Raw genomic sequence first — 14009 nt, 5'->3', positions numbered from 1 at the left:
ATTAACTGGCTTTGTGTAATAAGGAGGAGAATATGTGAAGAATCTGAAGGCTGATCCCCAATACCTGTTTGATTTTTTCACCGGGCTGTACAAAATGGTTTTTCTGATGGAAGTGGATACAAAAGGTTACAAGTATGTAGATGTTACCGATGAAGCCATTCAGTTGTCATCTCTTCCTGATAACTGGAAAGGCCGCTATCTTCATGAAGTCTATGATGAAAATGTGGCAGCGCCTTTAATCAGCCAGTATGACGAGGTTGCTTCTACCGGACAGCCCGTTTTTTATTCTGATCAGATGAATAAACTCTCCAATATCTCTGAATACGCCGCATCGGCACTTATGCCAATTACAGATCAACACGACCACGTGCGGTATATTATCGGTCTAACAAATGACCTTTCCGATGAAACATCTATGAAACTGCTTGCTTCCATTGAAAACATTGATTATTTAACAGGACTTCCGAGTCTGCTGCAGGTAAAATCAGAGCTTTCTAAAATGGAAGACGGGATCATGTCCATTTTATATTTAAATATAGACCGTTTTAAGCTGATTAATGACTGGCTTGGCATTGAAGCAACGAATGAATTATTGAAAAAGATTGCTAAAACGATTGCTGACCTGCTGCCGTCCGAATCTATCCTGGGAAGAATCGACGGAGATGAATTTATTGTAGCTGTAACTGATCACACTGAAAACGATGTGTTTTTGGTTGCTGAAAAGATTCTATCTTCACTTTCAGCCTTTACTTATGAAGTGAACAGCGTAGCCATTCCTGTCACAGGATGTATTGGCATCTGTATGAGCCCTGGTCATCCGAACTCACTCATTACAAATGCAAGCGCTGCAATGGTTGAAGCAAAAAGAGAAGGTAGAAACTCTATTCGTCTATTCGAAACTGAAAATCACCTGATGACAAACATAAATGAAGCCATTATGGAAGCTGAGCTTTATAAAGCGCTTGAACAGAATGAACTGACTGTTTATTATCAGCCGAAGTTAAATACCCGGACGAATAAAGTACATTACGAAGCATTGGTCAGATGGTTCAGCCCTGTACTCGGAACAGTTCCGCCACTTAAATTTATCCCTGTGGCTGAGAAAACAACGCTCATTCAGGATGTGACCAGAGCTGTGGTACAGATGGTGTGTCATGATATTAAAAACTCGCCTGAACTATTTACAGGCGCACGGGCTTCAATCAATCTGTCTGCCGCTTTGTTCGAACCGGACCTGATTGACAGTCACTTTATCAAAGTAGTGAATGAAAATCAGATTGACCCGTCTAGCATTGAAGTGGAGATTACTGAGAATATGCTGATGAAAGATCCGATTAAAGGCGTGGAAATCATCAATCAGTTAAAAGAACTGGGGTATCGAATCGTCATTGATGATTTCGGGGTCAGTTATTCATCTTTAAATTATTTGAGGAAATTCTCACTTGATGGGATTAAGATTGATCGTTCATTTATTTCACAAATTGATCAGCACCACAACCAAAAAGACGTTAGTATTGTGCATTTTATTATTCAGCTGGCAAGAAAACTGGACCTTTACGTAACTGCTGAAGGAGTGGAGACGAAAGAACAGTTCGATATACTGACAAGTCTTGGATGTAACGAAATTCAGGGTTATTATTTCAGCAGACCCCTGCCGCTCGAAAAGGTAAAAAGTACAATTGACCGCTTTTTTGAAAATAACCCTTCAAAAGATCCGTCTTACCTTGAAGCAGCAGCTGCTCAAGATATTGCAGGAGAAGCACGCCGCCTGAAGGAAATCGAGAGACTTCGTATTCTTGATACACCGGAAGAAGAGCGATTTGATCGCATCACACGGATGATTAAAAATACTTTTCACGCACCTATTTGTTTTATTTCAATTATTGATGAGAAAAGACAGTGGTTTAAATCATGCATCGGCATTCCTGAGCCAGTCCAGACGACCAGAGAAGTCCCGCGCGACCAAAGTCTCTGTAACTATGTCATCAGTCAGCAGGAACCGCTCGTCATTGAAAATATTTCTGAGCATCCAAACGAAAATATTCGTGAATTCTTTAAAGTGAGCGGCCTACAATTTTATGCCGGCATTCCGATTGTCTCCCGGGGTGAGATGATCGGTACATTATGCATTGCAGATTATCTGCCGCGCACGTTTAGCAACGAGCAGCTGCAGGAAATCAGTGATTATGCAAAATGGGTGGAGTCTGAAGTAGAGCTTTACAGTTTACAAGTTTAAGTGTCATGAAAAAAGACAGCGCACGTGCGCTGTCTTTTTTAATCTGTTGAAACAATTTCATACACACGTGCCTCATAAGGTCTTAAGTCAAGCTGTGCAGGCAGTACTGACCTTGCTTCAGCATCCACCTTATAGTTGCCGATTACAAGGCGTGCAGCGGCTCCTGAAAAGGCTTTCGGACTCTCAACTGCCAGCGACTGGTCTGAATGATTGAGCGCGACCAGCCATGACGTATTCTGATACGTTCTTTTATACATATAAAGCGGCTCTTTCCCTTTTGACAGGTCCTCGTAATCACCATATACCATCACCGGATGTTCTTTACGGAGCTCAATCAGGTTCTGATACGTATAAAATACCGAGCTTTGATCATTCAGCGCCTGCTCTACGTTAATATCCGGGTAGTTCGGATTCACTTTAATCCACGGTTTTCCCTCAGTAAAGCCTGCGTGTTCCGTGTCATTCCACTGCATTGGCGTGCGTGAATTATCCCGGCTGAGAAGCAGCAGATCTTCAAATACCTCTTTTGGATCTCTTCCCTTAGCCACTTCTTCTTTGTACTTGTTTTTCATGGCAATATCATTGTAATCATCAATCGAATCAAAACGGACACCCGTCATCCCGATTTCTTCTCCCTGATAGATGTAAGGCATCCCAGGCAGCGTATGAAGCATAATTCCAAGCAGTTTGGCTGATTCAGTGCGATATTCTCCATCATTTCCATAGCGGGTCACCTGACGCGTATGATCATGATTATTTAAAAACTGTGAGTTCCATCCTTTTTCAAATACACCTTTGTACCACTGCTCCTGAATGTCCTTATACTTAGGAAGATCCATGACCGGCATTTCATCCGCTACCTGAAAGTGAAAGAGCGTATTTAACTCATGACGATCCTCGTGCACATACAATAAGCCGGTTTCAGGGTTCACAAATGGAATTTCTCCAACTGTCATCACATCATAATGTGACAGCACTTCACGGTTCATTTCCTGCAGATAATCATGAATGCCGGGGTTATCAGCCAAATAGCTGATATGATTCGGGTTGTCAGCATCCGGGAACCCTTCCTTTTTGGCCAGAAGATTGATGACATCCATTCTGAATCCATCAATACCAAGGTCCAGCCATGAACGCATCATCCGGAAGATTTCCTGTCTGACCTCAGCATTTTCCCAGTTCAGATCCGGCTGCTCTTTTGCAAAGGAATGAAAATAATACTCCCCTGTTCCATCATCTTTCGTCCAGGTTGATGGTTCAAAATATGAGCGCCAGTTATTCGGAGGTCCGCCATTCTTCCCTTCCCGCCAGATATACCAGTCGCGTTTCGGATGATCTTTGGATGACTTGGATGCCAGAAACCACGGATGCTGATCTGATGTATGATTCACGACCAGGTCCATGATCACCTTCATCCCTTTAGCATGGATGGCTTCTAGCAACTCCTTAAACGTAGCCATGTCACCCGCTTTTTCCATCACTGCTTCATAATCTGAAATATCATACCCATTGTCGCGGTCCGGTGATTCATAGAATGGATTCAGCCAAATCACATCCACACCAAGTTCTTTTATGTAATCCAGTTTTTCAAGAACGCCTCTGAGGTCTCCATATCCATCACCATTGCTATCATAAAAGCTGCGCCAGTATACCTGATAGACGACCGCTTCTTTCCACCATGTCTTTTTCATGTGAATCCCTCCTGTATGATAAATGTAGTTTCATTATAACCGCTTACAAATGAGATTACTGTTCCGAACCATTATAATTTCAGATAAGGAGTGATGAGATGAACGCATGGGATAGAAAATTTCAGAACAAAACTTATATTTACGGAAAAGAACCGAATGAATTTATCGTCTACGCACAAAAGAAGCTGAAATTAAAGAGAGGGAAACTGCTTGCAGTCGCTGAAGGTGAAGGAAGAAATGCTGTCTATATGGCGGGCATGGGGCTTGATGTGACTGCCTGGGACTATGCAGAAGAAGGGTTAAAGAAAACACAGATGCTGGCTGCTGAAAAACAGGCCCATGTTCAGACTGCACTGGCAGATCTGACTGATGCAGACTGGTCACCCGAAACCTACGATGCTGTCATAAACGTTTTTGGTCATATTGACCCTGCCAGCAGAGACAGTATGCTTGAAGGAATTAAAAGCACAATTAAACCGGGTGGCTATTTTATCAGCGAAGTCTATTCTAAGCATCAGCTGCCCTATAAAACCGGAGGACCGCCAAAGGAAGCGTTTCTATATGATGCAGGAAAAATGCTTGAGACATTTAAAGACTGGAAAATCATTCACTTCTTCACCGGTGAAGTGATGCGGAAAGAAGGAAAACTTCATAACGGACTTTCGCATGTGATACAAATTATTGCGCAAAAAATCTGAAAATGTTTCACGTGGAACAATGAAAAGCGGAAGCAGGCGTTTAGGTCCGACAAGCATAAGACGCACTGAGACAAATGGGGCGACCTTCCCCATTTTCTCAGGGTGGCTTATGACTCGAGGACCTGCCTGCTGGAGCTGGATCTTATGAAAAGCGGAAGGCGCTTGGTCAGCTCCGACAGGTATAAGGCGCGGAGCGGAAAACGGGTGGTCTTTCCCGTTTACCGATGCGTGGCTTATGTCCCGAGGAGCTAGCGCCTGGAGCTGGATCTCATGAAAAGCGGAAGCAGTCGGTTAGGTCCGACAAGCATAAGACGCACTGAGAGAAATGGGGCGAACTTCCACATTTTCTCAGAGTGGCTTATGACTCGAGGACCTGCCTGCTGGAGCTGGAGCTGAATCTCGTGAAAAGCGGAAGGCGCTCATAATGTGATCCGAAATTCTGTGAATCTGACCCGAAACACGGCAGCTCAGTTCCGGACTCCCAGTGCCGGATCTATTGAAGAGAAGGAGCAGATTTATATTTATACATTAACCGCCTTGACCAGCCTGCTGTATCGTTCATAAACCTTCCGATACTCTTTATGCTGAACTTCATCAGGTTCAAATCGATCACCCAAAGGAATATTTTCTTTGATTTGTTTGAGGGAATCGGCTTCTCCAAGTGCCGTTAATAACAGCCACACTGCTCCCCAAGCCGCACTGTGATGACTCTCAGAACGCTGGACCGGTTTATTAAAGACATCTGATAGCATTTGAACCCAATATGCAGATTTCGATAATCCTCCATTGATATAAATCACATCTACATCAGCTCCTGTAGACCCCATGGAAAGGTAGATTTGATACAAATTGAAAGTGATGCCTTCAAGAACTGCCTGTATATAATGCGGAACTTTATGAGAAATAGACAGTCCAATGAGACTTCCTCTTGCATCCTGGTTCCAAAGCGGGGCCCGCTCACCGTTAATATAAGGTAAGAAAGTCAGTCCATCTGCTCCAGGACTGGCTGATTCTGCTTCTTTTATCAATTCAGCGTGAGTCCCCTGGTAATTTAACGTGTTTTTCAGCCAATCAATGGCTACCCCGCCATTATTCGTGGGACCACCAACAATATAATGATCAGATGTAAAAGCATAACAAAAGGTTTCATTTCCCTCACTCACAGTAAAGTGTTTGGTCCATTTACGAATCGCGCCACTTGTTCCTGCTGAAATGGTCAGACAATCCTCTTCAACCCCGCTGCCCCCTAAGTTCGCCAATTGACCATCAGCTGCCCCAATCACACATGGGACAGTATGAGGAAGAAGTAAATATTCTGCTATTATTTTATTTAAATCTCCAAGACGATAATCCGGTGAAACCGGTTGACCAAGTTGATCTTCTGTAATCCCTGCCATTTTTAGTATGTCTTTGTCCCACTTTAAAGTTTCCCCATTCAGCATCCCTGTTGCAGCTGCCATCGAATAATCAGTAACCCGCTCGTTAAACCATTGGAAGACAAGGTACTCTTTTATCGACATAAAGTATGCAGCTTGCAGGTAAGGCTGATAATCAGTCTCTTTCATCCATAATAATTTAGTCATTGGAGACATGGGATGAATCGGTGTGCCTGTACGTTCATAAACCGCACGACCGTTAGCATTCAACAAATTCTTTACCTGACTGCTGCTTCTTCCGTCCGCCCAGATTATGGCTTTCGAAAGTGCACGGCCCTCTTTATCAGTACAAATCAATGAATGCATCGCACTTGAGAAGCTGATCCCAACGATATTTTCAGCGGAAACTTCAGCTTCTGCCATTACATTCTTCAATGCAAAAACAGCTGAAGAAACGATGACATCAGGATCTTGTTCAGCACGCCCACCAGCTGAATATACCGTTTTAATCAGTTGTTCTGTCTCAGCCTTCACTCTACCCTCTTTGGTAAAAAGGACCGCTTTTACACTGGTCGTACCAAGATCAAGACCAATTACATACCTTTGCATACCCTCCACTCCTTTCATTTACTTATACATTAAAGCTATATTAATGACATTTCCTTTAATACTATCACTAAAATTGATATACACAAATTACTTTGTGAAATACTGAACAAAATCCTTGCATTCTATTTCAACCCGTCGTATACTTAAATCAATCATTGATTGTGAAGTTTTTCACAATTGAAACTTAGGAGGAATTCTTACATGAAAATCGCAGTAATCGGAAGTACTCACGCTGGAACAGCAGCTGTAACGAATATGGCCAATATGTATCCTGAAGCAGAGATCACAGTCTATGAGAAAAACGATAATGTATCCTTTCTTTCATGTGGTTTAGCATTATATGTCGGAGGTGTCGTTGAAGATCCGCAGGGACTTTTCTACAGCTCACCTGAACAGCTTAGAAGCCTCGGTGTTACGATGAAAATGCAGCATGCCGTGCAGGAAATCGATACTGCGTGCAAGCAGATCAAAGCGTTAAATCTGGTAACCGGTGAAGAAGTGAGTGATAGCTACGATAAGCTTGTGATGTCTACAGGCTCATGGCCAATCATTCCGCCAATTGACGGCATTAAGCTGGATAATATTCTGCTGGCAAAAAACTTTAACCAGGCCAATACTATTATTGAAAAGTCACGCGACGTAAAGCACGTAACGGTTGTTGGTGCAGGTTATATCGGCGTTGAGCTTGTAGAAGCATTCCAGCAGGCAGGTAAAAAAGTCACGCTGATTGATGGTGTGGACCGCATACTGAATAAATATCTTGATCAGGAATTTACAGATCAGGTAGAGAAGGCATTTATTGACCGTGGTGTCGAGCTCCGACTTGGGGAGACCGTTACCCGCTTTGAAGGTGAAAACACTGTTGAAGCTGTCGTAACAAATGCAGGTCGCGTGGAAACGGACCTTGTCATCATGTGTGTTGGCTTCCGTCCAAATACAGAGCTTTTAAAAGGAAAAGTGGATATGCTGCCAAACGGGGCAATTAAAGTAGATGACTACATGCGCACAAGCGACTCTGATATTCTTGCAGCTGGTGACTGCTGTGCAGTAAAATACAATCCGACTGGTAAAGCGGCTTACATTCCACTTGCAACAAACGCAGTCAGAATGGGTACACTCGTTGCACGTAACCTGATGGAGCCTGTCATGAAAAATGTCGGTACACAAGGGACTTCAGGACTTCACATTTATGATCTGAATATGGCATCAACCGGTTTGACTGAAACCAGTGCACAAGCTGCGGGCATTCATGTGAAAAGCGTCACAATCTCTGAAAAGCACCGTCCTGAATTTATGCCGACAGCAGAAGATGTGTTGCTGAAAGTCAGCTACCTGCCTGAAAGCCGTAAGATCATTGGCGCACAGGTACTATCAAAAGCAGATGTTACACAATCAATTAATACACTCAGCGTCTGCATTCAGACTGGCATGACGATCGATGAACTCGGCTTTGTCGACTTCTTCTTCCAGCCGCATTTTAACCAGCCATGGAACTTCCTGAATAAAGCAGGGCTTGCAGCAGCCGAAACGCGTAAGCCTGAGCTGGTGTAAGTTTTATTTCAATACGTCAAAGGAAGGTTGAGTCAGGACAACCTATTTTAATATGCAAAACAAAGTTAGTAATGAAAACTTAGTGTAGCGAAACGTAAGGTGGCGACTCCTGTAGCAGGAAGGGCCAGGTGAGACAAAGCACGAAGAAGCCTGCTAACTCACCGCCCGGCCACGGAAAGCGTCCACCTGAAGCGCAGCGGAACGGTTAAGAGGATGGAACACATTGAAAATGTCCCATCCTCTTTATTTTACTCCTCTATCAGTCTCAAAACATCACTAACCAGCTCTTCCCTGTTTACCCGGTCCCTCGCAGTCGCCATAGGGTAAGTCCCGCGAATCTGGTGGTCTGCATCGACTAAATAAAGTGTCGTGCTGTGCATAATCTGTCCCTCAAGCTTCACGCGCTGCATCAGAAACTGTTCAGCCACTGCAGCGGTTTCCTGCTCTGTGCCTCTCAGCCAGTGCCAGTGATCTGTGACAGCACCGAATGAATCAGCATAATTCACAACCCGCTCCTCTGTATCTGCTTCAGGATCCAATGTAATAGACACAAATTCCACCTGCTCATCAAAAACGCCTTGCTCGTGAAGCTCATCATGCGCTTCCTTTAAATCGCTCATTGTAAACGGGCAGATATCCGGACAGGCAGTGTAAAAAAATGCGACAACCTTTATCCGGCCGTTTTCAGATCCATAATCATGTCCATCCAATACAGACTTCATCTCAAATGGTTCAATTGTTTTCAGGACAGGAAGTGAGGTCTGCAGATACCAGAGCCCCCACAACCCGCCTGCCAGTATTAAGAAGAAAATCCCAGTCGTGAGTACTTTCATTTCCCATCATCTTTACGCACATTCAGCAGTGGCAAATGCTTTTGCATCCTTTTGTATACTCTTAACATGCCCCACATCCCAAGCTCGATATCCCAGCGGATATTGCCTGAACGGTAAAGGTAATCACCTGATAAACCGTACCATCCACCGGCGCCGTAATGAAGCTTCAGATCGGCTGTGTGACCGGTAATGATATGTCCATCGAATGATTTCACCTGCGAGGTCAGATCCATTGCATCTGTATTCCAGTAGTGACCATGCAGCCTGAACGTATGGGCCCGCCTGCGCTCAGATGGATTGACAAGCCTGATCGTAACCGGATCGCCCGGATAGGCTTCAAATACAGGTGTTGATGGATCACCGTGGGCTTTGGAACTGAAGAGCCACTCGTAAGGTTTCTCATTTCTTCTCACTAATCGCTCAGTCTGGTAGTTAAATCCTCTTGATCCCTGATCATACGTATCAAACAGATCTTCTTCCTCTGTCTCTCCAAGTATGCCGTCAGCCGGATCAATGATCAGGGCTCCACTCTTATCCTCAAGCCTGACTCCATCGTGCATCACAAGTACAAACTCTCTTATTTCAGGTAAAAACGGATGTTTTAACACAATGGAAGAAGCTTTGCTATTATCAGTTAGTTCCATTGGATCAAGCATTTCTGTCCCTCTTGGTTCTGCGATTAAAATGCCGAATGTGCCAAGTGACCGGTGATTTCTGATATCCGCCATATCCCATAATCCGCTTGCGCCGAACGCATGATCGATATACCAGCGATAGGTGATCGTTTCACCCGGCTCTGCTGATTGTCTGAAGTTAAAACCCGCTGTCTCACCCGATGACGTTTTCACATCTGCCAGCACCAGTTGCGGGTGAAGTGAGATGTGTAGAGAAGGTGGGTAAAAAGCCTGTTCTTTCACTTTCGGATAAGGCCATATTCCATCTGGATACGGGAATTTGCCCGGCGTGAGGGCATTTGTTAACCGAACCTCCACTTCTTCACCTGCATTGGCACGCAGAATCAGCGGCTCCGGTGGTTTCTTCCCTGTTAAAATGTCCTCCATATCTTCAGTATGAGCGAAAATGATGCCATAAGGATCATGCTCACCATATTTACTGTAGGTTAATGGCACATGAAAAGCCGTGATGTTAAACCTTCTGAGTGGTGCTTCATCAGGCGCAGGACTTTCAACTTCTACTGCTTGTGCAGGCGGGACCCCATCCGCCTCTGATAATAACAGCACCTCAGGCTCTCTCTGCTTTTGGTCAGGTAAAGGAATTAATCCCTCAACAGGATGTTCAAATGCACGGATCAGTCCCCATAATCCGTTCCATAAATCCTCTTCAGTCGCAAAGGTCCATAAATAATCTCCCGAATGTGTAGCGAACGTTTCTAAAGTGAAGGATTCTGAGATCCCAATATGCTTTTGGGATTCCATCCTCGTTTCCACATCAGGACGCTCTGCTTTCCAGCGCATGCCGTGAACATGGAAGCTGTGCGATTCTTCATGTGCACCCTGTATCAGCCTTATTCTGAGCGGATCTCCTTTATAGCATGTAAATACCGGTGTAACCGGATCACCATTCACATAAGAGCTGAAAGAATACGCCGGGTCTCCCGGTCCTTTAAGGCGGAACTGGAGGGGCTCACATTTATAATTGACACCGAACACGCCCGGATCATCCAATGAGCCCGGATAATCAGGAGGCTGAATCGGTGTACCGTCACGTTCGTATAAAAGAGTAAAGTCATGCACAAAAAGCGAAAGGTCACGATAGTCAGGAATCATCGGATGAACCGCTGTAATTTCCGTTCCATTTATCACGGGATTACCGGTTTTCGAATCCAGAAACTTTGTGAATCGCGGATGAATGACGCCTGATCCTAAAACACCGTGCTGCTGGTGGTGCCCGGCAAACAGGTGATCATGATAAAACCAGGCTTTCAACTCAACGTCTGCATAATATTCATAGGTGATCGTCTGTCCCTGCAGCACACTCGAATCGTAATTCCAGCCTACATTGGCCCCGTCATTGACAAGCACATCGAACTTCATGAAGTGAATATGAAAGCCCGCTTCATATGTGCGTGCAAACAGCTGGAACACGTCCCCGCTTAAAATTTCCGGCAGAAGGTTTGTAAAATGAATTCTGACGCAGGTGCCTGCTGGCGTATGAATGACAAGCGGTTCAGGCTCTTTTTCACCTTTTAAGACCGCCTCAAGATCCTCATCCAGCACAAATATTCTCCCCTTTGGATCATGCCAGCCCTGCCGGTTATAAATAAGCGGCAGTTCAATAGCAGAAATACTGTACTCCACCACAGGCGCCTCCGGATTGAACCCGCATGGATCCGCAAATACAGCACCAGGCCTCGGTTCAGGTATCGCTGCCTGTCTTTCAAGCTCCGTCAATCCTCTGCCTCCTTCAATGCTAAGCGGTGGACGCGGTGCTTTAAAACCTGGTTTTCCTGGAATGAAGTTCGGAAATCCGGGTTTAGTCAATGTTGGTTTTGGAGGCTCAGGACGGTCCGGAAGCGGCTTTAGCGCTCTAATTTTCGTGCCATCAGGATAACACTGTGAACCATCCTGAAGAGTATCAAACACGCGGTTCATCCCCCACATGCCCGCTTCAAAATGAGGATACAGATGACAATGGATAATGGCGTCACCAATCGCCCCCTGAAGGCTGCCAAGTCCGTAAAGCGGTTCAATATCATACCAGGATTGCGGACTGATGCTCTGCGCATCGATGATCTCAGAATCTGCATTGGATGGATCCTTCAGCCACTGGTGAACATGGTAATGAAACACGTGCGTTTCTTTTATGCCGCTGTGTACCAGCCGGATCACAGCCGGGTCTCCCTTATAACCTCTCAATATTGGTGTTGTCGGGTCACCAAATACCCAGGAATCATGATGAACTTCTTCTCCGTCACATTCCGGACAGACAACGCCTTCATCAATCAGCTTTTTACGATTACCAAGAGGCTCATAGCGGTAATTCACCGCATGCGTTGACTCACCAGGCTCATTCGTCATTGGATTGAGCGGCTGATTGCCTGTTAAATCATCAGTCTCCATTTCATCATGGAATACCCAGGCATACTCACGGAACGAAGGTAAAAACGGATGGTGAATATCTGCGAAGGGACCGCTTGTAATCTGTCTGCCCGTCTCAGGATGTGTCCACCAGGAGCCCCTTTTTTCAACAAAAAGAGCGCCAAATAAGCCGTTTCCATTGGACCCTTTCTCGGTACTTAAAGGATTTCCGAGATCTGAAAATGGATAAGTGCCCGGACGATTCACTTTGAAATAATACTTCTTTTTCTTACCCTTTTTCACAAGTGAGGAATGATTGAATCCCACTTCCGCACCATCTGAATCCATCACGTCATAATCTGCTTCTTCCATATGAATACCTGCTGGAAAAGGCAGCTTATTTTCAAACAGAATCTCAATCTCATCGCCGGCATTTGCTCTGATAATTAGAGGCTGAACGAGCTCAACCGGGGTGAACGGATTCTTTTTTACAAGCCGCTTTACCTTCTTTTCATTCTCTTTTAATACATACACCATGCCATTTGGATTGTGGTCTCCAAATCGATTCAGGACAATCCTGATCGGAATGGCTACGATGTGAAAGAAGCGTTTCACCTGTCACCACCTGTTTCCTTCAGCTGCGGAATACGTGGCCAGCCTTCCCGTTCAATATAAAACACCTCGATATCATGAATGTGAATGTGCCACTCACGGTTTTCAAGCTCTGCGACATTCGTTATTTCTACCCCGAGCACTACATAGTCATCCATCACCTTTATGATTCTGCCGATAAAAAAATATGGAAAGGATGATGTGAGTGCAAGCATTTTAGCACCTGCATGTTCTGCGACAAATTGAATCATTCCTTCTTCATGCCTGTCATTTGAAGTCATATTCTTTTGTTGACCCTCCACTATTCTCCCTCCCTTTTTACGTTAGTGGAAACACTTTATCCGCAGCAAAATTGCGCGTAAAATGCGCAATATTTTCAAGTGGAATACTGATTGGTACCGGGAATTGAAAAAAAGGTGCAGTGACCATCTTGACCGTGACAGGATCAAGTGTCAGATGCCCTTCCCCTACCTCGTGCAGCGTACCTACAAAGATCGGTCTGAATGTCTGACCGAATAAATTAAGCTGATCTGACCTGGTCACAACGAAAATGGATTCTCCTATCAGCATCCCGAGCTCTTCTGCCCGCTGTTCATTTGTTTGTGCCATATGCTCTATCCTTTCTTTTGAATTCTGCTTTTTAGACCAGCTACCAGAAACGGGATTTTTTAATGCTTTTAATATCTTTATAAGCAATGTTCTGCTCATCGTCTTTGACTCGTAATGTTAACTTTTTTTCTTCTACTCCGGTCAGTTTACCGTAATAGCTCTGTCCATCTGACAATTCCAATTTCAAGCTGCTATTTTTCCATCTGGAAAGACTGGTTTTTAACGTTTCACGGTAAAACATCTCTTTTAACTTTGAACGTTTTGATACAGTTGCACCAAAGTTTCTCAGCAGCTTTTTTCTAAGGTGATTATCAAAAAAGACGTATTGGTGCGTATTTGCAAATTCAGGTGCACCATAAGGAACCTTTGCCTCCGAAATGCTGTCAAAAGGAATCCAGCACTTTGTGAAATAGCTTGTCAGAACCAAGTGGTCTCTGCCGATATCCTGCACTCTGCCTTTTGTCATTGAGTGATTGTGATGAATCACTTCTACCGTCTGGTTTCTTTTTTCAACTAAAAAAGACTGAAGCAATAAGATCTTTCCTTTATCAGGGTTGTATTTTAATTGCAGAAAGATATTAGCCAGCTCAATGTAGCGTTTTCTGAGTAAGATCTCTTCTGACGTCCCTCTTCCGGCTGGAGATGGATAGGTATCCGCCTTGGGAGTAGATGCAAGCCAGTTTTCAACATCAAAATCTGAATACACGAGGCCCCTCCTTTCTATATAATTTATGATCATTTTATGCAACGAGCCGC

General features: G+C 44.4%; 10 protein-coding genes. 3 read left to right on the top strand and 7 right to left on the bottom strand.

Annotated features, from left to right (window positions below; all coding sequences use genetic code 11):
* Positions 1 to 34: 34 nt before the first annotated feature.
* A complete protein-coding gene (locus ACH6CZ_RS07075; RefSeq protein ID WP_374096728.1) occupies positions 35 to 2236 on the top strand; it encodes an EAL domain-containing protein in 2202 nt (733 codons plus the stop codon).
* Positions 2237 to 2274: 38 nt separating this feature from the next.
* Here the strand turns inward: ACH6CZ_RS07075 and ACH6CZ_RS07070 are convergent, their stop codons facing one another.
* Positions 2275 to 3927 carry a glycoside hydrolase family 13 protein gene (locus ACH6CZ_RS07070; RefSeq protein WP_374096727.1) on the bottom strand — a complete coding sequence of 551 codons (1653 nt, stop codon included), beginning with the start codon at positions 3925 to 3927 and terminating at the stop codon, positions 2275 to 2277.
* 98 nt (positions 3928 to 4025) lie between these two features.
* Here ACH6CZ_RS07070 and ACH6CZ_RS07065 point away from each other — a divergent pair, with 98 nt between their 5' ends.
* Complete coding sequence (locus ACH6CZ_RS07065; RefSeq protein ID WP_374096726.1) at positions 4026 to 4625, top strand: class I SAM-dependent methyltransferase; 600 nt, start codon at positions 4026 to 4028, stop codon at positions 4623 to 4625.
* 521 nt (positions 4626 to 5146) lie between these two features.
* Here ACH6CZ_RS07065 and ACH6CZ_RS07060 read toward each other — a convergent pair.
* Entirely contained in the window at positions 5147 to 6610 is a 1464-nt protein-coding gene (locus ACH6CZ_RS07060; protein WP_374096725.1) for a gluconokinase, read from the bottom strand.
* A gap of 201 nt (positions 6611 to 6811) precedes the next feature.
* Between ACH6CZ_RS07060 and ACH6CZ_RS07055 the strand changes: the two genes are divergently transcribed.
* Complete coding sequence (locus ACH6CZ_RS07055) at positions 6812 to 8161, top strand: FAD-dependent oxidoreductase (protein ID WP_374096724.1); 1350 nt, start codon at positions 6812 to 6814, stop codon at positions 8159 to 8161.
* Positions 8162 to 8409: 248 nt separating this feature from the next.
* Here ACH6CZ_RS07055 and ACH6CZ_RS07050 read toward each other — a convergent pair whose 3' ends face one another.
* From ACH6CZ_RS07050 to ACH6CZ_RS07030, 5 genes are read right to left on the bottom strand one after another with little or no spacing between them, the layout of a single operon-like run.
* The gene (locus ACH6CZ_RS07050) at positions 8410 to 8994 is read right to left on the bottom strand and encodes an SCO family protein (protein ID WP_374096723.1); all 585 of its coding nucleotides are present in this window, start codon (positions 8992 to 8994) and stop codon (positions 8410 to 8412) included.
* A complete protein-coding gene (locus tag ACH6CZ_RS07045; protein WP_374096722.1) occupies positions 8991 to 12647 on the bottom strand; it encodes a multicopper oxidase domain-containing protein in 3657 nt (1218 codons plus the stop codon). The genes ACH6CZ_RS07050 and ACH6CZ_RS07045 overlap by 4 nt, the downstream gene beginning before the upstream one ends.
* Positions 12644 to 12946 carry a hypothetical protein gene (locus tag ACH6CZ_RS07040; protein WP_374096721.1) on the bottom strand — a complete coding sequence of 101 codons (303 nt, stop codon included), beginning with the start codon at positions 12944 to 12946 and terminating at the stop codon, positions 12644 to 12646. Before ACH6CZ_RS07040 ends, ACH6CZ_RS07045 begins: the two co-directional genes overlap by 4 nt.
* 16 nt (positions 12947 to 12962) lie before the next feature.
* Positions 12963 to 13253, bottom strand: a complete 291-nt coding sequence (locus ACH6CZ_RS07035; RefSeq protein WP_374096720.1) for a hypothetical protein — start codon at positions 13251 to 13253, stop codon at positions 12963 to 12965.
* A gap of 40 nt (positions 13254 to 13293) precedes the next feature.
* A complete protein-coding gene (locus tag ACH6CZ_RS07030) occupies positions 13294 to 13959 on the bottom strand; it encodes an LSm family protein (RefSeq protein ID WP_374096719.1) in 666 nt (221 codons plus the stop codon).
* Between the last annotated feature and the right edge of the window lie 50 nt (positions 13960 to 14009).

It is taken from the genome of Jeotgalibacillus sp. JSM ZJ347, from assembly GCF_044383825.1.
Taxonomy (GTDB): Bacteria; Bacillota; Bacilli; order Bacillales; family Jeotgalibacillaceae; genus Jeotgalibacillus.
The sequence above is the reverse complement of the archived record's forward strand: the minus strand, read 5'-3'. Positions and strand labels throughout refer to the sequence as shown.

Excerpts from the sequence above, each read along its gene's own strand:
- ACH6CZ_RS07035 (WP_374096720.1), bottom strand. The coding sequence starts at position 13,253 with ATGGCACAAACAAATGAACAGCGGGCAGAAGAGCTCGGGATGCTGATA.
- ACH6CZ_RS07050 (WP_374096723.1), bottom strand. The coding sequence starts at position 8,994 with ATGAAAGTACTCACGACTGGGATTTTCTTCTTAATACTGGCAGGCGGG.
- ACH6CZ_RS07070 (WP_374096727.1), bottom strand. The coding sequence starts at position 3,927 with ATGAAAAAGACATGGTGGAAAGAAGCGGTCGTCTATCAGGTATACTGG.
- ACH6CZ_RS07060 (WP_374096725.1), bottom strand. The coding sequence starts at position 6,610 with ATGCAAAGGTATGTAATTGGTCTTGATCTTGGTACGACCAGTGTAAAA.
- ACH6CZ_RS07065 (WP_374096726.1), top strand. The coding sequence starts at position 4,026 with ATGAACGCATGGGATAGAAAATTTCAGAACAAAACTTATATTTACGGA.
- ACH6CZ_RS07055 (WP_374096724.1), top strand. The coding sequence starts at position 6,812 with ATGAAAATCGCAGTAATCGGAAGTACTCACGCTGGAACAGCAGCTGTA.